This window comes from Bartonella rattimassiliensis 15908 (assembly GCF_000278215.1).
GTDB lineage: Bacteria > Pseudomonadota > Alphaproteobacteria > Rhizobiales > Rhizobiaceae > Bartonella > Bartonella rattimassiliensis.
Map to the genome: position 1 here is coordinate 40,058 of NZ_JH725064.1, position 19,845 is coordinate 59,902.

At 37.2% G+C, this 19,845-nt stretch carries 18 protein-coding genes, 1 other RNA gene and 2 pseudogenes; 13 read left to right on the forward strand and 8 right to left on the reverse strand.

From position 1 onward, the window contains the following. Positions 1-86, forward strand: a pseudogene (locus MCY_RS09775) (helix-turn-helix domain-containing protein); the annotation flags it as partial. Between the two features lie 139 nt (positions 87-225). Here MCY_RS09775 and yacG read toward each other — a convergent pair. The 5 genes from yacG to MCY_RS09300 all read right to left on the reverse strand — a co-directional run bounded on the left by yacG (position 226) and on the right by MCY_RS09300 (position 4,608). Next, the gene (gene yacG / locus MCY_RS00140; RefSeq protein WP_019224308.1) at positions 226-450 is read right to left on the reverse strand and encodes a DNA gyrase inhibitor YacG; all 225 of its coding nucleotides are present in this window, start codon (positions 448-450) and stop codon (positions 226-228) included. 94 nt (positions 451-544) lie between these two features. After that, positions 545-1,237, reverse strand: a complete 693-nt coding sequence (locus MCY_RS00145; RefSeq protein ID WP_007346334.1) for a Maf family nucleotide pyrophosphatase — start codon at positions 1,235-1,237, stop codon at positions 545-547. 259 nt (positions 1,238-1,496) lie between these two features. Beyond that, complete coding sequence (infA, locus tag MCY_RS00150) at positions 1,497-1,715, reverse strand: translation initiation factor IF-1 (protein WP_007346335.1); 219 nt, start codon at positions 1,713-1,715, stop codon at positions 1,497-1,499. 2,154 nt (positions 1,716-3,869) lie between these two features. Then, the gene (locus tag MCY_RS00155) at positions 3,870-4,445 is read right to left on the reverse strand and encodes a disulfide bond formation protein B (protein WP_007346336.1); all 576 of its coding nucleotides are present in this window, start codon (positions 4,443-4,445) and stop codon (positions 3,870-3,872) included. Between the two features lie 10 nt (positions 4,446-4,455). After that, positions 4,456-4,608 carry a DUF5993 family protein gene (locus tag MCY_RS09300; RefSeq protein WP_007346337.1) on the reverse strand — a complete coding sequence of 51 codons (153 nt, stop codon included), beginning with the start codon at positions 4,606-4,608 and terminating at the stop codon, positions 4,456-4,458. A gap of 863 nt (positions 4,609-5,471) precedes the next feature. Here MCY_RS09300 and purE point away from each other — a divergent pair. From purE to MCY_RS00195, 7 genes are all read left to right on the forward strand, one after another. Then, positions 5,472-5,969 carry a 5-(carboxyamino)imidazole ribonucleotide mutase gene (gene purE / locus MCY_RS00165; protein WP_007346338.1) on the forward strand — a complete coding sequence of 166 codons (498 nt, stop codon included), beginning with the start codon at positions 5,472-5,474 and terminating at the stop codon, positions 5,967-5,969. Between the two features lies 1 nt (position 5,970). Next, on the forward strand, positions 5,971-7,107 hold the full coding sequence (locus MCY_RS00170; protein ID WP_007346339.1) for a 5-(carboxyamino)imidazole ribonucleotide synthase: 1,137 nt from the start codon (positions 5,971-5,973) through the stop codon (positions 7,105-7,107). Between the two features lie 1,239 nt (positions 7,108-8,346). Continuing rightward, complete coding sequence (locus MCY_RS00180) at positions 8,347-8,709, forward strand: hypothetical protein (RefSeq protein WP_019224303.1); 363 nt, start codon at positions 8,347-8,349, stop codon at positions 8,707-8,709. Positions 8,710-8,715: 6 nt separating this feature from the next. Then, on the forward strand, positions 8,716-8,886 hold the full coding sequence (locus MCY_RS09545; RefSeq protein WP_007346341.1) for a hypothetical protein: 171 nt from the start codon (positions 8,716-8,718) through the stop codon (positions 8,884-8,886). A 743-nt stretch (positions 8,887-9,629) separates the two neighbouring features. After that, the gene (gene ykgO, locus MCY_RS00185) at positions 9,630-9,755 is read left to right on the forward strand and encodes a type B 50S ribosomal protein L36 (protein ID WP_019224302.1); all 126 of its coding nucleotides are present in this window, start codon (positions 9,630-9,632) and stop codon (positions 9,753-9,755) included. A 148-nt stretch (positions 9,756-9,903) separates the two neighbouring features. Then, on the forward strand, positions 9,904-10,683 hold the full coding sequence (locus MCY_RS00190) for a tetratricopeptide repeat protein (protein WP_007346342.1): 780 nt from the start codon (positions 9,904-9,906) through the stop codon (positions 10,681-10,683). A gap of 301 nt (positions 10,684-10,984) precedes the next feature. Then, the gene (locus MCY_RS00195) at positions 10,985-11,353 is read left to right on the forward strand and encodes a helix-turn-helix domain-containing protein (protein ID WP_007346343.1); all 369 of its coding nucleotides are present in this window, start codon (positions 10,985-10,987) and stop codon (positions 11,351-11,353) included. Positions 11,354-11,951: 598 nt separating this feature from the next. On the opposite strand, the gene MCY_RS09305 is transcribed toward MCY_RS00195, so the two are convergent. Further along, the gene (locus MCY_RS09305; protein ID WP_019224299.1) at positions 11,952-12,098 is read right to left on the reverse strand and encodes a hypothetical protein; all 147 of its coding nucleotides are present in this window, start codon (positions 12,096-12,098) and stop codon (positions 11,952-11,954) included. A 563-nt stretch (positions 12,099-12,661) separates the two neighbouring features. Between MCY_RS09305 and ssrS the strand changes: the two genes are divergently transcribed. The 5 genes from ssrS to MCY_RS09315 all read left to right on the forward strand — a co-directional run bounded on the left by ssrS (position 12,662) and on the right by MCY_RS09315 (position 16,931). Continuing rightward, positions 12,662-12,822: non-coding RNA, 6S RNA (gene ssrS, locus MCY_RS08905), on the forward strand. Between the two features lie 494 nt (positions 12,823-13,316). After that, complete coding sequence (locus tag MCY_RS00200) at positions 13,317-13,922, forward strand: 5-formyltetrahydrofolate cyclo-ligase (RefSeq protein WP_007346344.1); 606 nt, start codon at positions 13,317-13,319, stop codon at positions 13,920-13,922. A gap of 18 nt (positions 13,923-13,940) precedes the next feature. Then, on the forward strand, positions 13,941-14,762 hold the full coding sequence (locus MCY_RS00205; protein ID WP_007346345.1) for a TIGR00282 family metallophosphoesterase: 822 nt from the start codon (positions 13,941-13,943) through the stop codon (positions 14,760-14,762). A gap of 307 nt (positions 14,763-15,069) precedes the next feature. Further along, complete coding sequence (locus MCY_RS00210; RefSeq protein ID WP_007346346.1) at positions 15,070-16,269, forward strand: multidrug effflux MFS transporter; 1,200 nt, start codon at positions 15,070-15,072, stop codon at positions 16,267-16,269. Positions 16,270-16,721: 452 nt separating this feature from the next. Continuing rightward, complete coding sequence (locus MCY_RS09315; RefSeq protein ID WP_155887036.1) at positions 16,722-16,931, forward strand: beta/alpha barrel domain-containing protein; 210 nt, start codon at positions 16,722-16,724, stop codon at positions 16,929-16,931. 523 nt (positions 16,932-17,454) lie between these two features. Here the strand turns inward: MCY_RS09315 and MCY_RS09785 are convergent. Continuing rightward, positions 17,455-17,863 (reverse strand): annotated as a pseudogene (locus tag MCY_RS09785) (helix-turn-helix domain-containing protein). Positions 17,864-19,026: 1,163 nt separating this feature from the next. Further along, on the reverse strand, positions 19,027-19,278 hold the full coding sequence (locus tag MCY_RS00225) for a hypothetical protein (RefSeq protein WP_007346347.1): 252 nt from the start codon (positions 19,276-19,278) through the stop codon (positions 19,027-19,029). Positions 19,279-19,845: the final 567 nt, after the last annotated feature.

A 19,845-nucleotide genomic window follows, 5' to 3' on the forward strand; every position in this document is an offset into this window, starting at 1 on the left:
GCGAAAAAGAACATGCCCTTTTAAAAAACTTTAGAGAGCTCAAACCGAAAAAACAGAAAGCAATTTTTTGGTTAATCTCTGATTAAACGGAAGCATGCTCATCAACATTCTTCGTTATTCTTTGGCTTCTTAAAATTTTCCATACCCGATATCCCCCTTCAAACGACGGTATTTTTACAGAATAGGATAATTCATACTCTAACTTGTTTTTTGTTTCCATTATCGTCACTCTTCTTCATCACTTTTTTGGGAAGGGGGTGGTAAGATATAAACGCCCGAAAGCCATCGATTTAAATCGATTGCTCGGCATCGTGTAGAACAAAAAGGATAGGAAGATTTTTGTGACATTTGACCACAAATAGGACAAGGATGCGGTGGACGACAAGAAGTCTCTTTTTGTAAATTTGGCTCTTTTTGTTTTTGTTGAACCTTTGTCATCCGTTCCTTCATTAATTTTTCTTCTATTTTTTTTTCATATTTTCTTTTTGTTGTTTTTTACCCAACATTTATTTTTCCTAGCGATAAATTTCTCTCATGCATTTTTTCAATACATTTCTTCAGCCCAATGAGAGAAAAGTGGATATTGATAAGCAATCAACAGATCAACTGTTTCAGCCAAAGGCAATCCCACCACGTTAGAATAAGATCCAGTGATATGAACCACAAAAGCCCCTGCTTTTCCTTGGATAGCATATCCTCCGGCTTTTCCTTCCCATTCTCCTGAATCTAGGTAAGCCTTCATCATGGGCGAGGTTAATCGTCTAAAACGGACACAACTTTCAACCAATTTTACGGTTATTTTTTCACGTTCATTGATCGCACAAATAGCGCCATAGACCTTGTGAGCCCTTCCAGAAAGGTAACGTAAACATTCATAAGCCTCATCTTCTCCCTCTGGTTTTGGAATAACGGTGCGGCCCACAGCCACCACCGTATCCGCAGCCAAGATAATCATTTTTCGTGCAGAGAGTTTTTCTTGGCTATTCTGATTGTACCAGCGCAAAGTTTTTTGCGCTTTTAGCGCTTTTTCTTTTGCCAAACGTTTAGCAAGATTTGCAGGATGTTCTTTTAATTTTTGGGTTTCATCGATATCGCTTGCATAAACCTGCTGAGGATCAATTCCTATTTGTGCTAAAAGCGCTAAACGCCGTGGTGAAGCGGAGGCAAGCACCAAATGAATTTTTTCCGCAAGGGTATCTGCCGAACGTTTTTTTCCCCACTCTCTTATGTTTCGCATTTTCACCCCTTCACAATCGACTTTTCTCTCACCCCATTTTAAGCGCCATCGATCTCCTTACCCTTTTTTCTGCATTGATTTAACAATTTTTCAAATCCCCTTTATTTTCAATGTCCCTTTCAAATAGGACTCTTTTTCATTCATAAAAAGCACTCTCACGAGAAGGTTTCCTAAAGAGATGTAAAAAAGATAATATAAACAATACTATGACTTTATTATGAGTTTTACAAAAAGCACAAGCCCCACCCACGTAACTAGGTTACTTATAGCGGTATGTAATGCGTCCTTTTGTCAAATCATAAGGTGTCATTTCCACCATGATTTTATCTCCTACCAACACGCGAATACGATTTTTTCTCATTCTCCCAGCGGTATGGGCAATAATTTCATGATCATTTTCCAGCTTTACGCGAAACATTGCATTAGGTAAGAGTTCAGTAACGATACCAGAAAATTCTAAAACTTCTTCTTTTGACATAAATCATCATTTCCTTTACGATACACATATTTTGTTGAGCTATGCGTTATTTCTCAGCGTTCATATCCTATTTTCTTAAGTTTGTGAATAAAAATTCAGCCAAAAGAGAGAGGTTTTTCAAGTTTTCTCTTTCAGTTTTCACAAAGCATCATTTCACTCTTTAAGATACAAAATTTTATCTCTTCAAATTTTCCCCCTCGAATCCTTTCAAATTTCACTCGCTTATTTTTTCTAATTTTCGTTATAATTCTGTGACCACGAGCCAAGAAATTACGCTAAATTTTCCCCCTTTAAACCTTTTTCTCGAAGCCTCTGAGCATCCTCTACGACTCAAGACCATCCATCATTGTTTTCAACTTTTTCTCTTTTTCGCCTTTCACCAGCTAAAATCTCCTCAGCTCAAGCAGATAAAAGAATCTCCTCCATTCACGCACCTCATCCACAACAGGCTCCGTCCACGACACCTCCCATTCCACACCGCGCCCTCATTAATCCTCCCATTTATTAATTTCCAAACATTTCCTCCTCACGGCAACTCTCATCCACAACGGCCTCCTGCTTCACTCAATTCTCTACGCAGCCTCTGTGACCCATTTTTTTTTATTTTCACTCCCTACTTTGATCTTCCCCCTCCATTTATGTTTTTTCCATCTTTGTACAAGGCATTTATTTATAATGATAATTTAATGTTTTGTATGTTGAATGAGAGTCTTGAATAACGTAAGATTCTCTCATTTCAAATCTGTTTATGTTGCATCAATCAAAATCATTCGCTTGCATATTACAAGCGGGATAAGCGTGTGGATAAAATTTGTATAAGAAAGGACTAAAAATGGCTCTTATAAACCGTCTTAATGCAAGGGGCTTCAGCATTGGCAAGCGCATCCCCATACTGTCATTGCCTCTCCTCAACACATAAAACTGCAACTTCCTTTTAGCGTATTCCCATTTAGGCTTTTGCACATTGCTAGAAAGCAGAAAGTTTTGTATAAAGTGTATTGCTTGACCGCATTTTAAACATTCCCCTTTAAAATCTTGAACTGCACGATTTTCACTTAAATGATAGATACAAAGCAGCCCATTATTTTATTAATCAGCGTAAAATTTTTTGACAAATTGGGCTCTCGAAAGGAGCCATAAGCAGCATTTTACGATTTTTAAAAGAATTTTTATCCACATGCGTTTTTTTTGAAACAGACAAGAATATATTTGATCGATTCTTTATAAGAAGTTTGAAATGATAGAATTTCTTTTCTCCTCAACATCCACGACGATCCATTATCCTTATCAGTCAATGTTGCGTAAGCAGAACCAGCTTCAAAGCCTTTGCCTTTTTTCTAAAATAAAAATTTCAGAGTGCAATTTAAAAGAGAGATCTAAAAAGTATATAAAAAAAAGGTCTGTCTTTACTAAACAGACCTGCACAGAAATTCATTGAATAATTTCCATAAATTTAAACTACTCCCTCTAGAAGCACGAAAGATACTTCAGAAGTACCAAAATGAATATTAAAGAGTTATCTAACACAAAACTAAGAAAAATCAAGAGCAAAACATTTTTATATTTATCGTATTTCTCACACCCGAAGTCTTTTCACCTGCATGCTTGTGGACAATGTTGTGACACACCTTGCATTAAAACGTTTCATAAGAGGTATTTTTAGTTCTTTTTTTTATAGTTTTTACCCACACGCCATCCGCACTTATTGTGCAAAGAAATGCTTTTAATTGATTCAAGCTAAACAGATTTGGCATGAGAGAATCATACGGTATTCGGGGTTCTAATTCAAGGTGGACAACGCCAAGCTACCATTATAAATCAATGACTTGCACGATATATTTTTTTTAGATCTTTTGCTTTCCCTATTCTTTCAGCACCGCTTAAATGACTTAGTTTTTTCCCCTTATCAGTAAATTCTTTCTCATATTGATTTGCGGGACTTTTACCAGAAAGCGCTCTGTCTGTTTTCTAAAAGCGCTTTTAAAATCCAGTGCCACCCACCTCACAGATCATTTTATATAACAAAAATTTTGCTGTACATCTTTCTCCATAAATCTTTATGAAACATCCCTCCATAAAAAAGAAGCGGATTTTTAGACATCTCCGCCTCTTTAACAGTAAAGTTATAAGTTAAGGGTTATTAAAAATTTAAGGTTACGATGGGAACCAATTTGACAACAACTCATACCTTACAGGATCATCGGCGCATTGTCCACCACCACATTCCAGTATAGTAGAAATCAAATTTGCCGCAATTAAAAACAGAAACAAGAAACTTGCTGTTTTACTCAACATCGGAAAAGGAGAAAATTCTTTGAACTTGTGTGCCAATTCGCCTAAAATCATAACGAATGATACAGCCAAGATGCAAAGGACAGAAATAATGAAAGCCCATGTATAGAAATGCAATCCAAAGAATGTTGAACCATATCCCAGATCATCTGGAGTGATATGCAAGAAGACCTGCCGAGCAGCAACGATACAGGTTACCATACAGCCGAGAATAACCATACCATAATGAGTATTTTTCACTTTATGGTGAATATTAAGCAAGAACCCACATCCAGCGAGCATCAATCCAACGCGCTGCAACAAACAAAGAGGACAAGGTAACTCAAACTTTACTAACTGATAATAAAAAGCCACCACTAAGACAATTGATAACCCGATAAGTCCTAGCGTATTCATAAAGATGATGAAATTAGGATTTTTTTGTTCAACATTTTCCATGATCATTCTCTCAAAAAGATAAATTCAAAGTAGAAGTTGCGTGATGATTAAAAGTAAGAAGAATGACAACCAACAAAATTGCCCACAAAACGTAACTTATATTTTTTTTGCCATACACAGTGGTTATTGCTGTCCCTAAAGCGATTAAAAATGGAAAAAACATGATTTTTAGATCTCCTTTCTTAGCATCCGATGTCTAACTCTTATTATATAAGTGTCCAACATATTACAAAATTAGGCAAAAAAGAGACCATGGGGTTATTATTCACAATTCATCCTTCACTTTTATTACCATAATATTTCATAATATTTATGTGAAGAAATGATGAAGTATATAATTGCCGGAAAACACATACCAACAAAAGCACCAAAGGGTTGATTTATTGCCTTTCCTTAATATCCGCAATTATATAAAGAGCATATTCTCCCCCATAATAAAGAATCAGCAGAGCACTAAAATAATCGATCTTTGAAGTTATAGAGAGGTCTCTCTCTAAATTTTTCTCGAAAGACTATCCTTATTTACACCTTACTTTTGACATAAAAATCTCTTTTTTATCGTAAATATTGTTTCAAAATGTTACACAATTTATATAATCACAATATTTAGCGAGCAGGATTAGCAAATAAAAATAAAATTAGCAAATAAAAAAGGATAATATTTTCTGAAAGTCTTAGGCTCTCAGGATTTTTTCTTCCCATATTTTTTCTTTTTTTTCTGAAGTATTTTACCACTGAACCTCTTAACTTTTTCTAGTAAGCTTTCCACAGCAGATGATTCAATAACATTATTTTATGATTATCAGTATTTCCGGCAGTGTTTGATAGGCTTCAATTGTTTATTTTCATCTTTCATATTCTCTAATAACTTTATAACTTTTTCTTTTTTGCCTTTTATCTGAAAATATGTCGCTCTTATTTAAAAATAACTGTTTCTTTATCATCAATTGGCTTTGCAAAGAAACGATAAAACGCTTAAAAAATAATGATTAAAGAATCGGATTGAATCTTTGAAAAGGATGTAGAATGGCGAAAAAATTGTGTGATGTCGGGCTTTTAATGGGGAGTCAATCGGATTGGTCAACGATGTGCCATAGTGCAAATATTTTGACGGATCTTGGTATTTCTCATAGTTCGCATATTGTTTCAGCCCACCGAACGCCTGAACGCCTTTACCAATTTGGCAAAGAAGCGAAGGCCTTGGGTTTTAAAGTTTTAATTGCCGGTGCAGGTGGTGCCGCCCATCTTCCTGGAATGCTAGCAGCCCTCACTCCTCTTCCTGTTTTTGGGGTTCCAGTGCACTCCCATTCTCTTTCTGGTCAAGATTCTTTGCTTTCAATTGTGCAAATGCCTGCAGGGATTCCGGTTGGCACGTTAGCCATTGGCAAAGCAGGTGCAATTAATGCTGCGCTTTTAGCCGCAGCCGTTATGGCTGTTTACGATGATGCTCTTGCCCAACGATTAGAAGATTGGCGTCAGCAACAAACAGCCAATGTCGCACCAACTCCTGTAACAGAGGTTTAAAATGGCATCGTTTTCCACCACACTTTTTTCGCCCAATGCCACTTTTTCGTCCAATATGTTACCTCCAGGTAGTGTTATTGGTTTAATTGGAGGTGGCCAGTTAGCACGCATGTTAGCTATAGCGGCAGCAGAGTTAGGATTTCAAACGGTTATTTTTTGCCCTGAAGCAGATTGTCCAGCAACCCAAACAGCCAACAGCCATATTGTTTCCTCCTATGATGATCGATCAGCCTTAGATCATTTTATTTCTCGGTGTGATGTCGTCAGTTATGAATTTGAAAATCTTTCTCTTGAGACGGTTCAGTATGTAGAGAAGAGCAAGCCAGTTTATCCTTCTTCCAAAGCTTTAGAGATTACACAAGATCGACTTTTTGAGAAACAATTTTTGCATGATCACGGGATCGGCACTGCCTCCTGGTATTCTGTTGACAATTTTTCTTCTCTTTTTTCTAGTCTTGATGCCTTAGGTGGACGAGGTCTTTTAAAGACGCGTCGTTTTGGTTATGATGGCAAAAACCAAATCAAGCTTGATCATCCAGATGAACAAACTCTTGACGAAGCCTTAAAGACTTTTCAGTCACAGCCTTCTATTTTAGAAGAAATTGTTCCTTTTTTATCGGAAATTTCTGTTCTCTCGGCGCGCACCAAACAAGGGGACTATGTTTTTTATGACTGTCCTGAAAACCAACATAAAAATGGTATACTTCATAAATCGTTTGTTCCATCCCATATTCCCCTTAACGTGCAAAAAGCGGCCCAAGAAATCAGCGTAACTGTCATGGATGCCCTTGATTATGTAGGTGTTCTTTGCATTGAATTTTTTGTTTTAATGGATGGTCAACTTTTAGTGAATGAGTTAGCACCGCGTGTCCATAATTCTGGTCATTGGACACAAAAGGCCTGCATCACTTCGCAATTTGAACAGCATATACGTGCTATTTGTGGTCTCCCTTTGGGCAGCACATACCGCCATAGTGATTGCCAAATGACAAATCTTCTTGGTAATAATCTCAGCACTTTAAAATATTTTCTCACACAACAATGCACCTCGATTCATTTATATGGCAAAAGCACAATTCACCCGCAGCGCAAAATGGGTCATGTCATCCAATTAACCGGCCCCGCCAATAAATCTTAATCCCTCTATCCACACGTACAAATCTTACCTCGCCCTATACAAATGCTTTGTTACACTTTTCCCCAATGGAACTGAAAAAACAACTTCTCACTTTCCAAACTACTTAACCTCCATGAACATCTAATTCACCCTCAAAAAAAGCTTCGCCCCACATTGATATCCATGGGGTTTGAAAGCCTCTTCCCCCTTCAACCCTGCTCCTGACAGATCTTCACACACTCCTCCAAGCCACTTCTCCACCATGCTCACTCCACAAAGCTCCCCACCCCCATTAACAATCCAACAGCTCTTTTTTCAAAAACATCCCTTCACAGTCACAAGCAATTCACGAGCCCACTCTCCTTCGCCTCCCCTCCACCTTCCACAGCATCGTTTTTTGGGCATATTATAGATCTATAGATCGTTCTCTTCCCTTTCCTTTTAATTCCAATCTTTATAGGATAAACGTGCTTTTTGCGCCTATAGCGAACCCTCTGAAATGATTTCTTATTGCCTCTAGTCTCGCTTCTTGTGTTCATTTTTTCACAAAGGTAGCAAGCTGCTCTGCTCTGTTGTTGAGCTTCCACGTCCAAGCTATAATTACAGTCCTAACCTTATCCTTCATAGAAACATCCTCTCTCCCCACATAAGGAGATATTCTCTGTGTTGATTTTCTAAGTCTTGAAGCATCTCTCCTTGTTTTATTTCGCGATAAAGCTTAAAATAGGAGATGTAAATACACTATACACTGAAAGAAAGCTGGTAAATTTAGCTTACGCTCTAAAACAACAGCGGTTTAAAATATTACTCACTTTAATATCTGTAATATTTATCACCTTTGTTATGTCTATTGCCTTCGTTCTTTCCCCTATAAAGTTACATTATTCACATTCTAGCGCCTAGCAGCGCTCAAGGACGAAGATTTCTGTGCCGATCTGTCAACAATCAGGTTTCTATTAAGTAACTTCAGCCGACATAAACATTTTATATTAAATGCCTCTTTAAATGCCTATTCGCCTATAGTTTTTAGTCATAAAAATATAATTGTACTCACAAAACGAATCGTTTATACAACGCTGTGAGGAATCGTACATGCTTCATCAATAATAAAGGAAAAATATACTACGAACATAGCAAGTTGTTTGTGTTATATTATAATAGGTACAGGATTTTTTCACTCAAAAATCTGAGAAGCGTTAAGAAACTGAGTTATCAGCTTTACCAAAAGCTAAAGCATTCAAGAAATAAACGAATATCAACATGACAACACCAAAGCTATCAAACACATCGCAAAAAACACAAAACGATACATCTCCTCAATGGGATTTAGTCCTCGATATCCAAAAAGAAGTTAAGGAAACGGTAAAGTTTGGTGTTGTTTCTCTGAGAGAATTTATCTTCATAATCTTTATAAGCGTCTGTTTATACATTTTCCTCTCAATCATAGGCAATGCAGATAAGGTTGAGATGGATGCTACAACTGCAATAGGGCTGATATGCGTATTAATTCTGTACGGTTCGATCCCAATTTCTTTTGTGCTACGCATCATAATCAAGAAGAAACTGAAAAAAGTAATAAAACAACTAGATGAAGTTGTTGCTAATCGATCCACGGTAAGGTAAAGAGAAATGATAGAAGCTATAATATTAGGGCGCATTTTAGGGGTCATAGGCGGTTGTGCAATTATAACATTGTCGGTTTGGCTTATTTATTCTACCATTAAATATCGGAAACTTTACCGTAAAGCGCTTACAGGACTAAACTTAGCAATTCAAGAATGTAATGAAAAGAATTCATAGATAAAAGACATCGTGAAATTGTGGTATTAAAAATACCACAATCCTTATTTTCATCTTTGTATACGTTTTTAATGTGATTATAACCCCAGTTATTTAGGATATGAGATTTTCCGTAAGGGAATATTTGAAATTATAAGCATGATATTATGTGCATCTACCAAATACAAGCGACGATTCCAACGGCTCCTCCCTCTTCTCTTCACTTCCAGCATTTCAATCGGTGCATATACCTGAGGGAGCTTTACGAGAGCACACAAACAACCCCTGAGTTTTAAGAGGAATCCTGCGCCCTTAACGCCCCCCCACCATTCCACAACCCAACAGCTCAACAGCAGTCCTCATTCTTCACTCCCCCTGATAGAGCTTATTTATTTAACGTAAACAGTTTTTTAGCTTGTTTTCGCTTTTTATCCTTCTTTTGCTCAATATTATTTTTCCTTTCAAAGAAACCGTTCACACATCATAGGAAATTTGTAAGGGATACGTCCTTGACAAGGATAAGAATTTTTGTTAGATTTCTCTTAGTTTTTTGCAATTTTCACTTATTTGTTGTGCTAATGAGATGTATTAATGCGTACCTTAAGAGTGCGTTTTTATTTTACTCATCACAATGAAGAGGTGTGATGTTTTAATGCAAGTGTAATATCATAATGCAATGTTCTAGGGTGAACAGTGTATTGGGGTTATGATTCATATTGCGGTTATAATATTGTGTTACATAAATTTTTTAAACGGTGAATATGATGAAAATTAAAAATTCGCTTAAAGCACTAAAGGAACGCCATCGTGATAATCGTTTGGTGCGTCGTAAAGGTCGCGTTTATATCCTCAATAAAACGAACCCGCGTTTTAGGGCACGTCAGGGCTAGTTCTTTAGAATTAATGTTTTTATGCCTACTTTTTGTAGGCTTAAAGATTTTTTCTTAAGATTTTTTTTGGGGGGAATGATAACTTCATTGATTGCGAGTCCATTTTTTTGATAATGTTTAGGGCTTTATCTTTTTGGGGCTTGTTTTTATGGTTTTTTCGATTTTTTTAAAAGCTTTTCGATTTTTTCAGTTACGTTTTTTTTATATTTCCCAGCGTATTTTTTTTATTTTTTCTGTTAGCATTTTTTGTTTTATTTCTTCGGGACATGGGAAAAATCCTCCTTCGTTTCCTGGCGATAAACCTTCCCCGCAATCGCTTTTACCGTTAGATGATCTCATCCCCAATACTCCTGCCCCTTCTACGCCATTTTCTGATTCGTCAGCGGTCATTCTTGAAGATTTTGACTCAGATCAGCTTTCCCATGTTGACAAAGTTAAACAACACAAAGAAGCAGAAATTTTACGTTTACTAAAAGAATTGAAGTATTGTGCTGATGTTGCTAAAGCAAGAAAGATCAGTCAACAACTTCAACATTTATGGTCTCAATCGGGAAGTGAAACGATTGATCTTTTGATGTCATGGGCTGAAACAGCTATTAACAGCGGCAATTATGGACTTGCGCTTGATTATATTGATAATGCTCTTGCACTTTTACCTCATTATGCTGAAGCTTGGGTAAGGCGTGCTTGGATTCACATTCAACTGAACGATTTCAAACTAGCCATGGTTGATCTCAACCATGCTCTTGAACTTGAGCCGCGTAATTATATAGCCTTTTTTGAACTTGGTATTACCATGGAATCGACCGAGCGTCCAGAACTTGCTCTGAAAGCTTATGAAACAGCATTAGAGTACTATCCACAAATGCAGAAGGTTCAAAAGCGTATTGAGGCTCTGTTAGAGGAACGATCACCGCAAGCTCTTTGACAGGCTTTTAAATGTTGTCATAATAAAATAAGAATATTTTAATTTTTCTTGCCAATTTTCTGAAATTACTTTACGAATAAGAGAATGTTTTTGATCGTCTACGCAACGATCAATAGGGAACTAAAAGCCCTAAGTTCGAGCGTACAATTGAGCCCACTGTTGTGGGTATCCCGGGATTCCGGGAGATTTTGCTATGTCCAGGTGCTTCTCAGCACTAAAAGCAAAAAACTGACTCGGACTCAGTACTTTTAGACTCCCGGAATACCAATGCGAGGGCGCTCGCAACCGGAGGGGGCTTAAAGTGCAAACTAAAAATCCACATTTTATTGATATTTTAATAGGTAAAAAAATTCGTTATAGACGCATTTCAATGGGGTTTTCTCAAAAGGAATTAGGGAACTTTTTAGGCGTGAGCTTCCAACAAATTCAAAAATACGAAAAAGGCTTCAATCGTGTCAGTGCAAAATGTTTGTTAGAAATCGCCCAAAAACTAGAAGTACCGATAAGTTTTTTTTATGAAGATCTTTTAACAGCAGATGTTTCCACAAAAGATAATCCCTCACACTATGACCAAGACGCCTACAGCGAAAAAGAACATGCCCTTTTAAAAAACTTTAGAGAGCTCAAACCGAAAAAACAGAAAGCAATTTTTTGGTTAATCTCTGATTAAACGGAAGCACGCTCATCAACATTATTTTCTCATCTATCCCTTTAGTAAAATTTATATCCCCCTCAACGAGGTAGATTCATCAAGAACAACCAGCAAATCCTATCCCCTCACACCACTCTTCACACATGCCTTTGCACCACCGTCTCTTGTCCACATCATCCTCACCAACCTATCCCACATATACATTCTCTCCTGCATTCCTCCCCCCCTTCTCTCCAATCAAGGCTCTTAAACATTCCTCTTCATCTCACCTTGCTCTCCATTCACAAAATTCTTCACCCCAACGTATCCCTTCATTCACAAACTCGTTTCCCCATAACCATTCTCTTCCACATTTCATATCATGAAAAACGCCCAACACGACCAAAAACATACACAACGCATAAAGCCGCCATTTCCTTAACTTTCCCTTCCTTTTTTACGGATACAAATTTTCACGCTTTTACATTTTTACAGAAAATAACAAACTCTCCCCAGCTCTGCGCTGCAAACAATGCGGTCTGTAAACAATGCTCTACACCGCAGCTTCTTACTCACCGCCTTCGATTGATTTTATCCCCCTCAACGAGGTAGATTCATCAAGAACAACCAGCAAATCCTATCCCCTCACACCACTCTTCACACATGCCTTTGCACCACCGTCTCTTGTCCACATCATCCTCACCAACCTATCCCACATATACATTCTCTCCTGCATTCCTCCCCCCTTTGTCAACGCACCAACAGACTTATTCCCCTCTTTCACTCCATCTTTTCCTCACAATTGATAAAACAGCCCTAAAAGATGACCCCACAAAGCAAAAACGTCAAAAACGCACCGTCATTTATCCACCTTATTCAATGTATTGATTTATAATGATAATATAGCATTATTCATATTGAATTAAAGACCCGAATAACGTAAGATTCTCTCATTTCAAATCTGCCTATCTCAAATCAATCAAAATCATTCGCTTGCACAGCACAACCGGGATGAGTGTGTGGATCAAATTTGTATAAGAAAGGACTAAAAATGGCTTTTATGAACCGTGTGAATGCAAAGGCTGTCGCAACATTGAATAAGATCTCTTTTCAAAACCTTCACCAAACATTCCCCCGAAACATAAAAATCAAGGAGTCTCAATAATCCATTCTGCATCCCCCCACCTGTTTTTTTTGCTTTAAATAAGCCATCCATCAATTATGCAGCCATTTCCAGCGACCACCAGCAAGGTTGTAAAAAAACTCTCATAAAGCTTTATGAAAAATAAGAAATTGAGGTTATTTTATCTCTAGCAGAAACTCTGAAATTGTTTTATATTAGAGAAGGGTGTTCTGCGCTTCTCGACAGGAAATAACGTATTCCTGAGACCTTATTGATCTCCAAGGGAGCTGTCCCTGATGAAGCCCGTGGGCTTTTTCATATGGCGCCCACCTATTTTTTTAGGTTCCCGGGATCAACTTTTTCCATCGGCTGTTGTGGATCGCCCCTTTTTTGCATAACTTTTTTAGATCGATAACAATTTTTCCAAAATTACTGATGCCTTTTTGCATGAAGCATGCTTTATTTATGAGACAAGGTATACTCTTTTCAAGGGATAAGAATGACAACAAATTTTAACTTATGAGATTTGCAAATAGCTTACAAAAATAATACACTCTATCTATTTCATCCCTTCAGCACAGCAGCGCCGTAAAAGCAGCTTATTGCATCATGGTGCTCTTTCAACAATGCTCTTTCACGAGAAGAGCGCCCCCTCTTTTCACAGCGTGCCTGTGATCATTCTACTGAATATCTTGAAAAAACAGGAACGGATTTTTCACGGCTCATTTTGGCAGGCTATTGGCCTATCAAATCGGAAATTGATTCCCGTCCTTTACTTAAAGCTAGAACATTATGCAGTGGACATCTCTCCTTACCAACTAGTATTTGCTTCTACCACAGGATAAAATACCAACAGTTAATAAAATCGTTGATAAGAAAATGCCCGCCGATATCCCCCACGAGATAGCTTTATCGCTTCGCGCGCAACACCGTAAAAGCAGTTTATCGCGCCGCGATGCTCTTTCACGAGAAGAGCGCACCCTCTTTTCACAGCGTGCCTGTGATCATTTTATTAAATATCTTGAAAAAACAGGAACGGATTTTTCACGGCTCATTTTGGCAGGCTATTGGCCTATCAAATCGGAAATTGATCCCCGTCCTTTACTTAATGCTATAACGTTACGCGGTGGCCGTCTCGCCTTACCGGCAGTAGTTGATTCCACCACCATGATTTTTCGTGCATTTTCTCCCGATATGACTTTAAAACCCATGCGTTTTGGCACCTTTGGCCCCGATGGCGAGAATGCTGTTGTTTTTCCTAATATGATTATTGTTCCGCTTTCTGCGTTTGATCCTCAATGCCACCGTCTTGGCTATGGTGGAGGATATTATGACCGTACGGTTAAAGTTCTTGAAAAACAAGGATATCAACCGACATTATTGGGCCTAGGGTTTTCGTGTCAAGAGGTTTCCTCTATTCCAGCAACAGAACATGATTTACAAGTACAAGGAATTTTTACAGAAAAAGGTTTCTTAAAATGTTAAAATGTGATTAAAACGCCTATGCGTTTTTTATTTTTAGGTGATATTGTTGGTTACACAGGCTGTAAGGTTGTTTTTAAACACCTTCCTCAATTAATTGAGGGGTGGCAGCTTGACTTTGTTGTTGTGAACGGTGAAAATGCCTCTGATGGTTTTGGTCTGACACAAGAGACGTATCAAGATCTCTTGATGGTTGGTGCTGATGTTGTCACCACAGGCAATCATGCTTTTTCTCATAAAGAAGCATTAAAGTATGCACATGAGAGTGATCGTTTTTTACGTCCTGCTAATTTCCCGCATGAGACTCCAGGAAGAGGTTCTGGCGTTTTTACAGCAAAAAATGGCGGGCGTGTTCTTGTTGCGAATCTGTTGGGCAATGTATTTATGCCATACAAAGTTATTGATCCCTTTGAAACAGCGGAAAATATTCTTTTAGCCTGTTCATTGATGGAACAAGCTGATGCAATTATTTTTGACTTTCACGGAGAAACGACGAGCGAGAAGCAATGTTTTGGTCATTTTCTTGATGGTCGTGTCAGTGTTATCGTTGGCACTCATACGCATATTCCCACCGCTGATGCGCAAATCTTAGAAGGTGGCAGTGCTTATTTAACAGATGCCGGCATGTGTGGAGATTATAATTCATCCCTTGGCATGGATAAAGAAGAACCATTACACCGTTTTCTTTACCAAAAGAAGCAAGATCGTTTTGAACCGGCGCGTGGTCCAGCCACTCTTTGTGGTTTAGCAGTTGAGATTTCAGATCGCACAGGTTTAGCAGAAAAGGTCTCGGCGGTACGAATTGGTCCTCATTTAAAATCTGAAGTTCCAGATTTTTGGTAGGCTTCTTTTAAGCCCCCCTTCGATAACCTCTCAGGCTGTTTTTTTATGAACACTCACCATGTTACTCTATTTGGGGACTCTTTTTGGCAAAATGATTTTTCAAATTCCCAATCCTCCATAACTTCTAGATCTGTAAATCATTTTTACGAACAGACCTTCATTAAAATGATAAAACGAAAAGCGATGTATAAACTATAGTTCTTTTCCTGTGCATAACGATAAAGGATTAGAAAATATGACTATACTTATAAATATAAATATAAATATAAATTAAATTTATAATTCTTAAGTTTGAAAAGTATTTTTTGTGTACAATAAGCCTTCTTTATTATTTATAATATCTATTATCTGTTTATCAGTAGGTGGTCTAATTTCGACGGATATTATTTTACCAGCTTTTGAATCTATGCGCCAATATTATCAGGTGACAGAGTCAGATATTCAGAGTGCTGTGGCTATTTTTTTACTCGCCTTAGCAATTGGACAATTGATTTATGGACCGCTCAGCGATAATTTTGGACGTAAAAAGACGCTTTTATTTGGCTTGTTTTTGTGGTTGTTTTCCACATTAGGTATAATTTACACAGTTAATCTTCAAGCTTTTTTCATCCTCCGCTTTTTACAAGGTCTTGGAGCCTGCTCAGGGATTGTTTTAAGTCGCGCGATTATTAATGATTTGGTGGATAAAAAAGCAGCAGGAAGACTTTATTTAGTTATTTTTCCTTTTGTGGGAACATCACCAGCCCTTGCTCCCTTAATTGGAGGGCTTTTATTACAATTTTTTAATTGGAAAGCTATTTTTATCTTTTTAAGTCTTTTTATACTTTCAACTATTTTTCTCTGTTATTTTGTCCTAACAGAAACCCTTTCCCCTATAAAACGACAATCTTTTACACCTGTGACAATCATTAAGGGCAGTTTGGGAGTCCTTAGAAATAAACAGTTTATTTTTTACGCACTAATTTTGTGTTTTGCCTATGCAACCTATTTCGCTTATCTTGTAGAATCGCCTTTTTTTCTCACAGCTTTGGGTTTATCAACTTACTATCTTGGTTACAGTTACATTGGTGTTTCTTTAACTTATGTTTTAGGAAACTTAGTAGCACGAAGATTTCTTAAGCAAGAATCTATGGAGCGGACTGTCCGACGTGGATATATTATTTTTGTCATAGGAGGAATATTATTTGGCCTCCAAATGTATGTGAGTCCGTGGCCACTTATAACGAGTTTAAGTGCTATTTCACTTCTTACTTTTGGCAATGGTTTTTTGTTGCCGTTAGGAACAGCTTTGGCGATTTCGTCGCATCCACAAGCTGCTGGAACTGCTTCTGGTGTTATGGGCGCTTTACAATTAGGGAGCGCAGCATTAAGCGCTGAAATTATTGGAAAAATATCCGGCCATGATCCATGGAATGTTGCCATTTTATTAGCAGCGTGCTGTATAGTGGGTTTTGTCATTTATATTCGAAAAGCAAATTATTTTACGACCATAAATCAAGCCAAATAACTAGATTTGGGAAACTATGCTTAAAAATCTTGCTATCACTTTACGTAATGGAGGATATTGGCACCAATTTTCTTTTTCATAAGACTATATCATCGAGCATATTAAAAAATCTGATCGATGCTCAAGTTGACTATATTAAGCTCAGCTATCGTAAAGGTTCGTTTAAACCGATGGACAACGTGGGTCAAACAGCTTTGTACTCTAATGATTATATTCAATGATAACACACTTCTGTTCCAGATGCTAAACTTATCATTATTACCCATGCGCATAATATTAACCATCTGGATATGCGGAGAGCTAAAAAATTTTAGAATTATACTTTTATGCTTATGTCTCAATAAAAATGATCTTAAATCTACATTTGCACTCTACGCTATGCTAGCTTTTTAGGGTTGTCTACCAGTATCAACATCACAAGAGTAAGCCAAGGAGATAAAAACTAACAGACGATAGCAAAAACAGCAAATAATTATCGAGCTAGCACTTTGTATTTGGCCGATTTTAATGGAAGCCTTTTACCCGATACTGTAACACACTTCATGCAAAAAACAAAGGGTATAACACGTTTAGAAATTGGTTTTCATGCACACGATAATTTAGGTATGGCTATGGCAAAGTGCCTAAGCCGGAAAAGCCAAGCGCAGGAAATTTCACTTTAGAGTTATGGTTAGCACTTTTAAATCTGCGTAAAAAGGAAGTATTTTCTACGGTAGGTAAAATTTTGCCACAAACAGGACATCTAAAGATCCATTCTTTTTTTCACCTTTTCCACAACACTCTATCGATTTTCTTTTAGCCTTAAATAATTTAAGCGTTAGCGATCAAACTTTGCTAATGTCATCCCCCTTCTCTTAGAAAGAGGCTATAGAATAATTCATTTTTGAGGAAAAAGCCTCTTTAAACTTTTTACACTCATGAGAAATCAAACATAAGATTACTTTCTTTTTTAGCCTGCACGCGTCACTCCCCCCTCCGGTTGCGAGCGCTCTCTTATTGGTATTCCGGGAGTAACAAGTACTGAACTTAATCAGCTTTTTTTGCTTTTAATGCTGGAGAGCACCTGGACAGTGCAAAATCTCCCGGAACTCCGAGATACCCACAACAGTGGGCCCAATTGTACGCTCGGATTTAGGGTTTTTTGAATCCCTTTTGGTCACAGCGTAGATGATCAAAAACATTTTCTTATTTGTAAAGTAATTTCAGAAAATTAGCAAGAAAAATTAAAGCTGTATTTCTTATCTCGGAAATCAAGCATAAGATTGCTTTTTGTTTTTTAGGTTTAAGCTCTCTAAAACTTTTCAAAAGGATGTTTTCTTCTTTTTTCGCGATTTCATCCTCATGGTATGGAATATTTTCTTTTGTTGAGAGACCAGAATAAAAAAAGGAAATGGAAACATTAAGAATATCGGCAATTTCTTGTAAACGCCCTGCGCCTACGCGATTTAAGCCGTTTTCGTATTTTCTGGATTTATTGGAAGCTCACACCTAAAAAGTTTCCTAATTTTTTTTGGGAAAACCCCATTGAAATGCGTCTATGACGAATTTTTTTACCTATTAAAATATCAATAAAATGTGGATTTTTAGTTTGCACTTTAAGCCCCCTACCGGTTGCGAGGGCGCTCGCATAAGTATTCCTGGAGTCAAAAACACTGAATCCGACTCAGTTTTTTTGCTTTTAGTGCTGGAGAGCACCTGGACAGTGGAGAATCTCCCGGAATTCCGGGATACCCGCAAAAGTTGGCTCAATTGTACGCTTGGATTTAGTTTTTTTTGAATCCCTTTTGGTCGCTGTGTAAACGACCAAAAACATTTTCTTATTCGTAAAGTAATTTCAGAAAATTGGCAAGAAAAATTATTGTTTGTTTTTTTATGCGAGGCCTCTCAAACTCTTATGCACACTCTCCACAACCATGAGATAAAACCCGCATTTATCGAGAGGGTTAAGGCCCGTTAATTTTTGAGATCGTTTCCCCAAAAAAGAAGAAGCTTAAAGAATAACCTTGAAGGAAATTAAACTGTGATACCTTGAATTTTTGCACTACATCAGCTTCATTTTTTTCCAATCTCTAAAAATCGACAATAAAAAAACATTCCCCTCTCCAAGAACACTCATTCTTTCACCCTAAAAAAGGATTTTGAAGGGCGCTCTAAAAAGTCATTCCGCACCCAACTACTCCATCCAAGAAAAGAAACCATTGAAAAGAACACTGGCAAACATTCTTCACCCCCAAAAACACACTGTAAAGCATACCACGCAAGCAATCTCCCCCAATAACTTTCTCTAAGCACTCTCCCCCAAAGCGCAACCGAAAAGCGTACTGTTCAAGTAACTTCTCTTCAAGCACTCTTTCTTAGCTTTTAGCAATATAGGCGTATTTTTGATAGGTATGCTGCTAACCATTGAATTTTAACGCCACATCGAGCCAATTTTTCTTCTAATCTCTAAAAATCCACGATCAAGATGATAGTGATTGTTTCTCCCTTTTCCGCCCATGAAACAAGATAAAAACCCCGCAATTACAAGAGAAATAAAGACAAGAGAACAATGCGCGCAAATCATGCATTACAACGAGCGCCTTCCTCCTCTGTTCCACGAGACGCGCTCCCCTCTAGATCATGTGACGCATCGACGCACCATTAACAATGCCATCCTCAGCTTTTAAAGAATGAAGTTACCTTTTTTGTTATGATTATCTTTTATAGATTTTCCGTGTTCATTTTTTCATCCGTTAAAGAGCTTACATCGCCATTTTATCAGTGTCCGTGCCCAAGAGTTCTACTAAACTTCCGTGGATTGCGGGATTCTAAAGGATTACAATCCGGATACCTCTCATTTATCATACACCATGCTATAAATGCAGGATTATTCTGAAAATCTTCTTGGACACCTTTTTTTTCAAGTTGATTTGCACCAGACTTCGTACCTGCAATCGCTTGAGAACAATAACCTTGATAACATCCAACCATAACCAATAGAGTACTCACTAATTTCAAAGTTTTATTCATTTTATTCTCCTTGATAATTATAAATGGTATAAAAATACATAAATTATTTTATATCATATTTTTATATTAAAAAAATAAATATTATGAATACTTCATATCGTTTTGAATATATATTTTTAATACTTTTCTTTTGAATGATCATACTAATAAAAATATCTTTAATATTATAATTATGACAGCAAATCTGCTCTTTTATTTTTTTATTTTATTATAATATCCTGCTTGTATGAGACATTTTTTAATCGACGTACTCGCATTCATTCAGAGCCTTTGCATTTATTTTGCTCATTCGCCCTTATACTGAAGCTTTTATACCCCAAATCCATATCATAAAATCTTGACATACGCCATTCTAACAGTGTTTTTTTTGGCTTCAAACTGATTTGGCGTCTGTTTTTTTTCACACATTCCATGTCAAGAGGAAATCTGGCAAAGGATAAATCTGGAAAACATTCAGCGATACTTGATCAAGTGATACAACGCAATAATTCCAAGATTGTTTTCATTTATCCCTTTTTCAATGAATTCATTTTCAAAAAGACATCACAGGAGTTTATTTTTATCCCT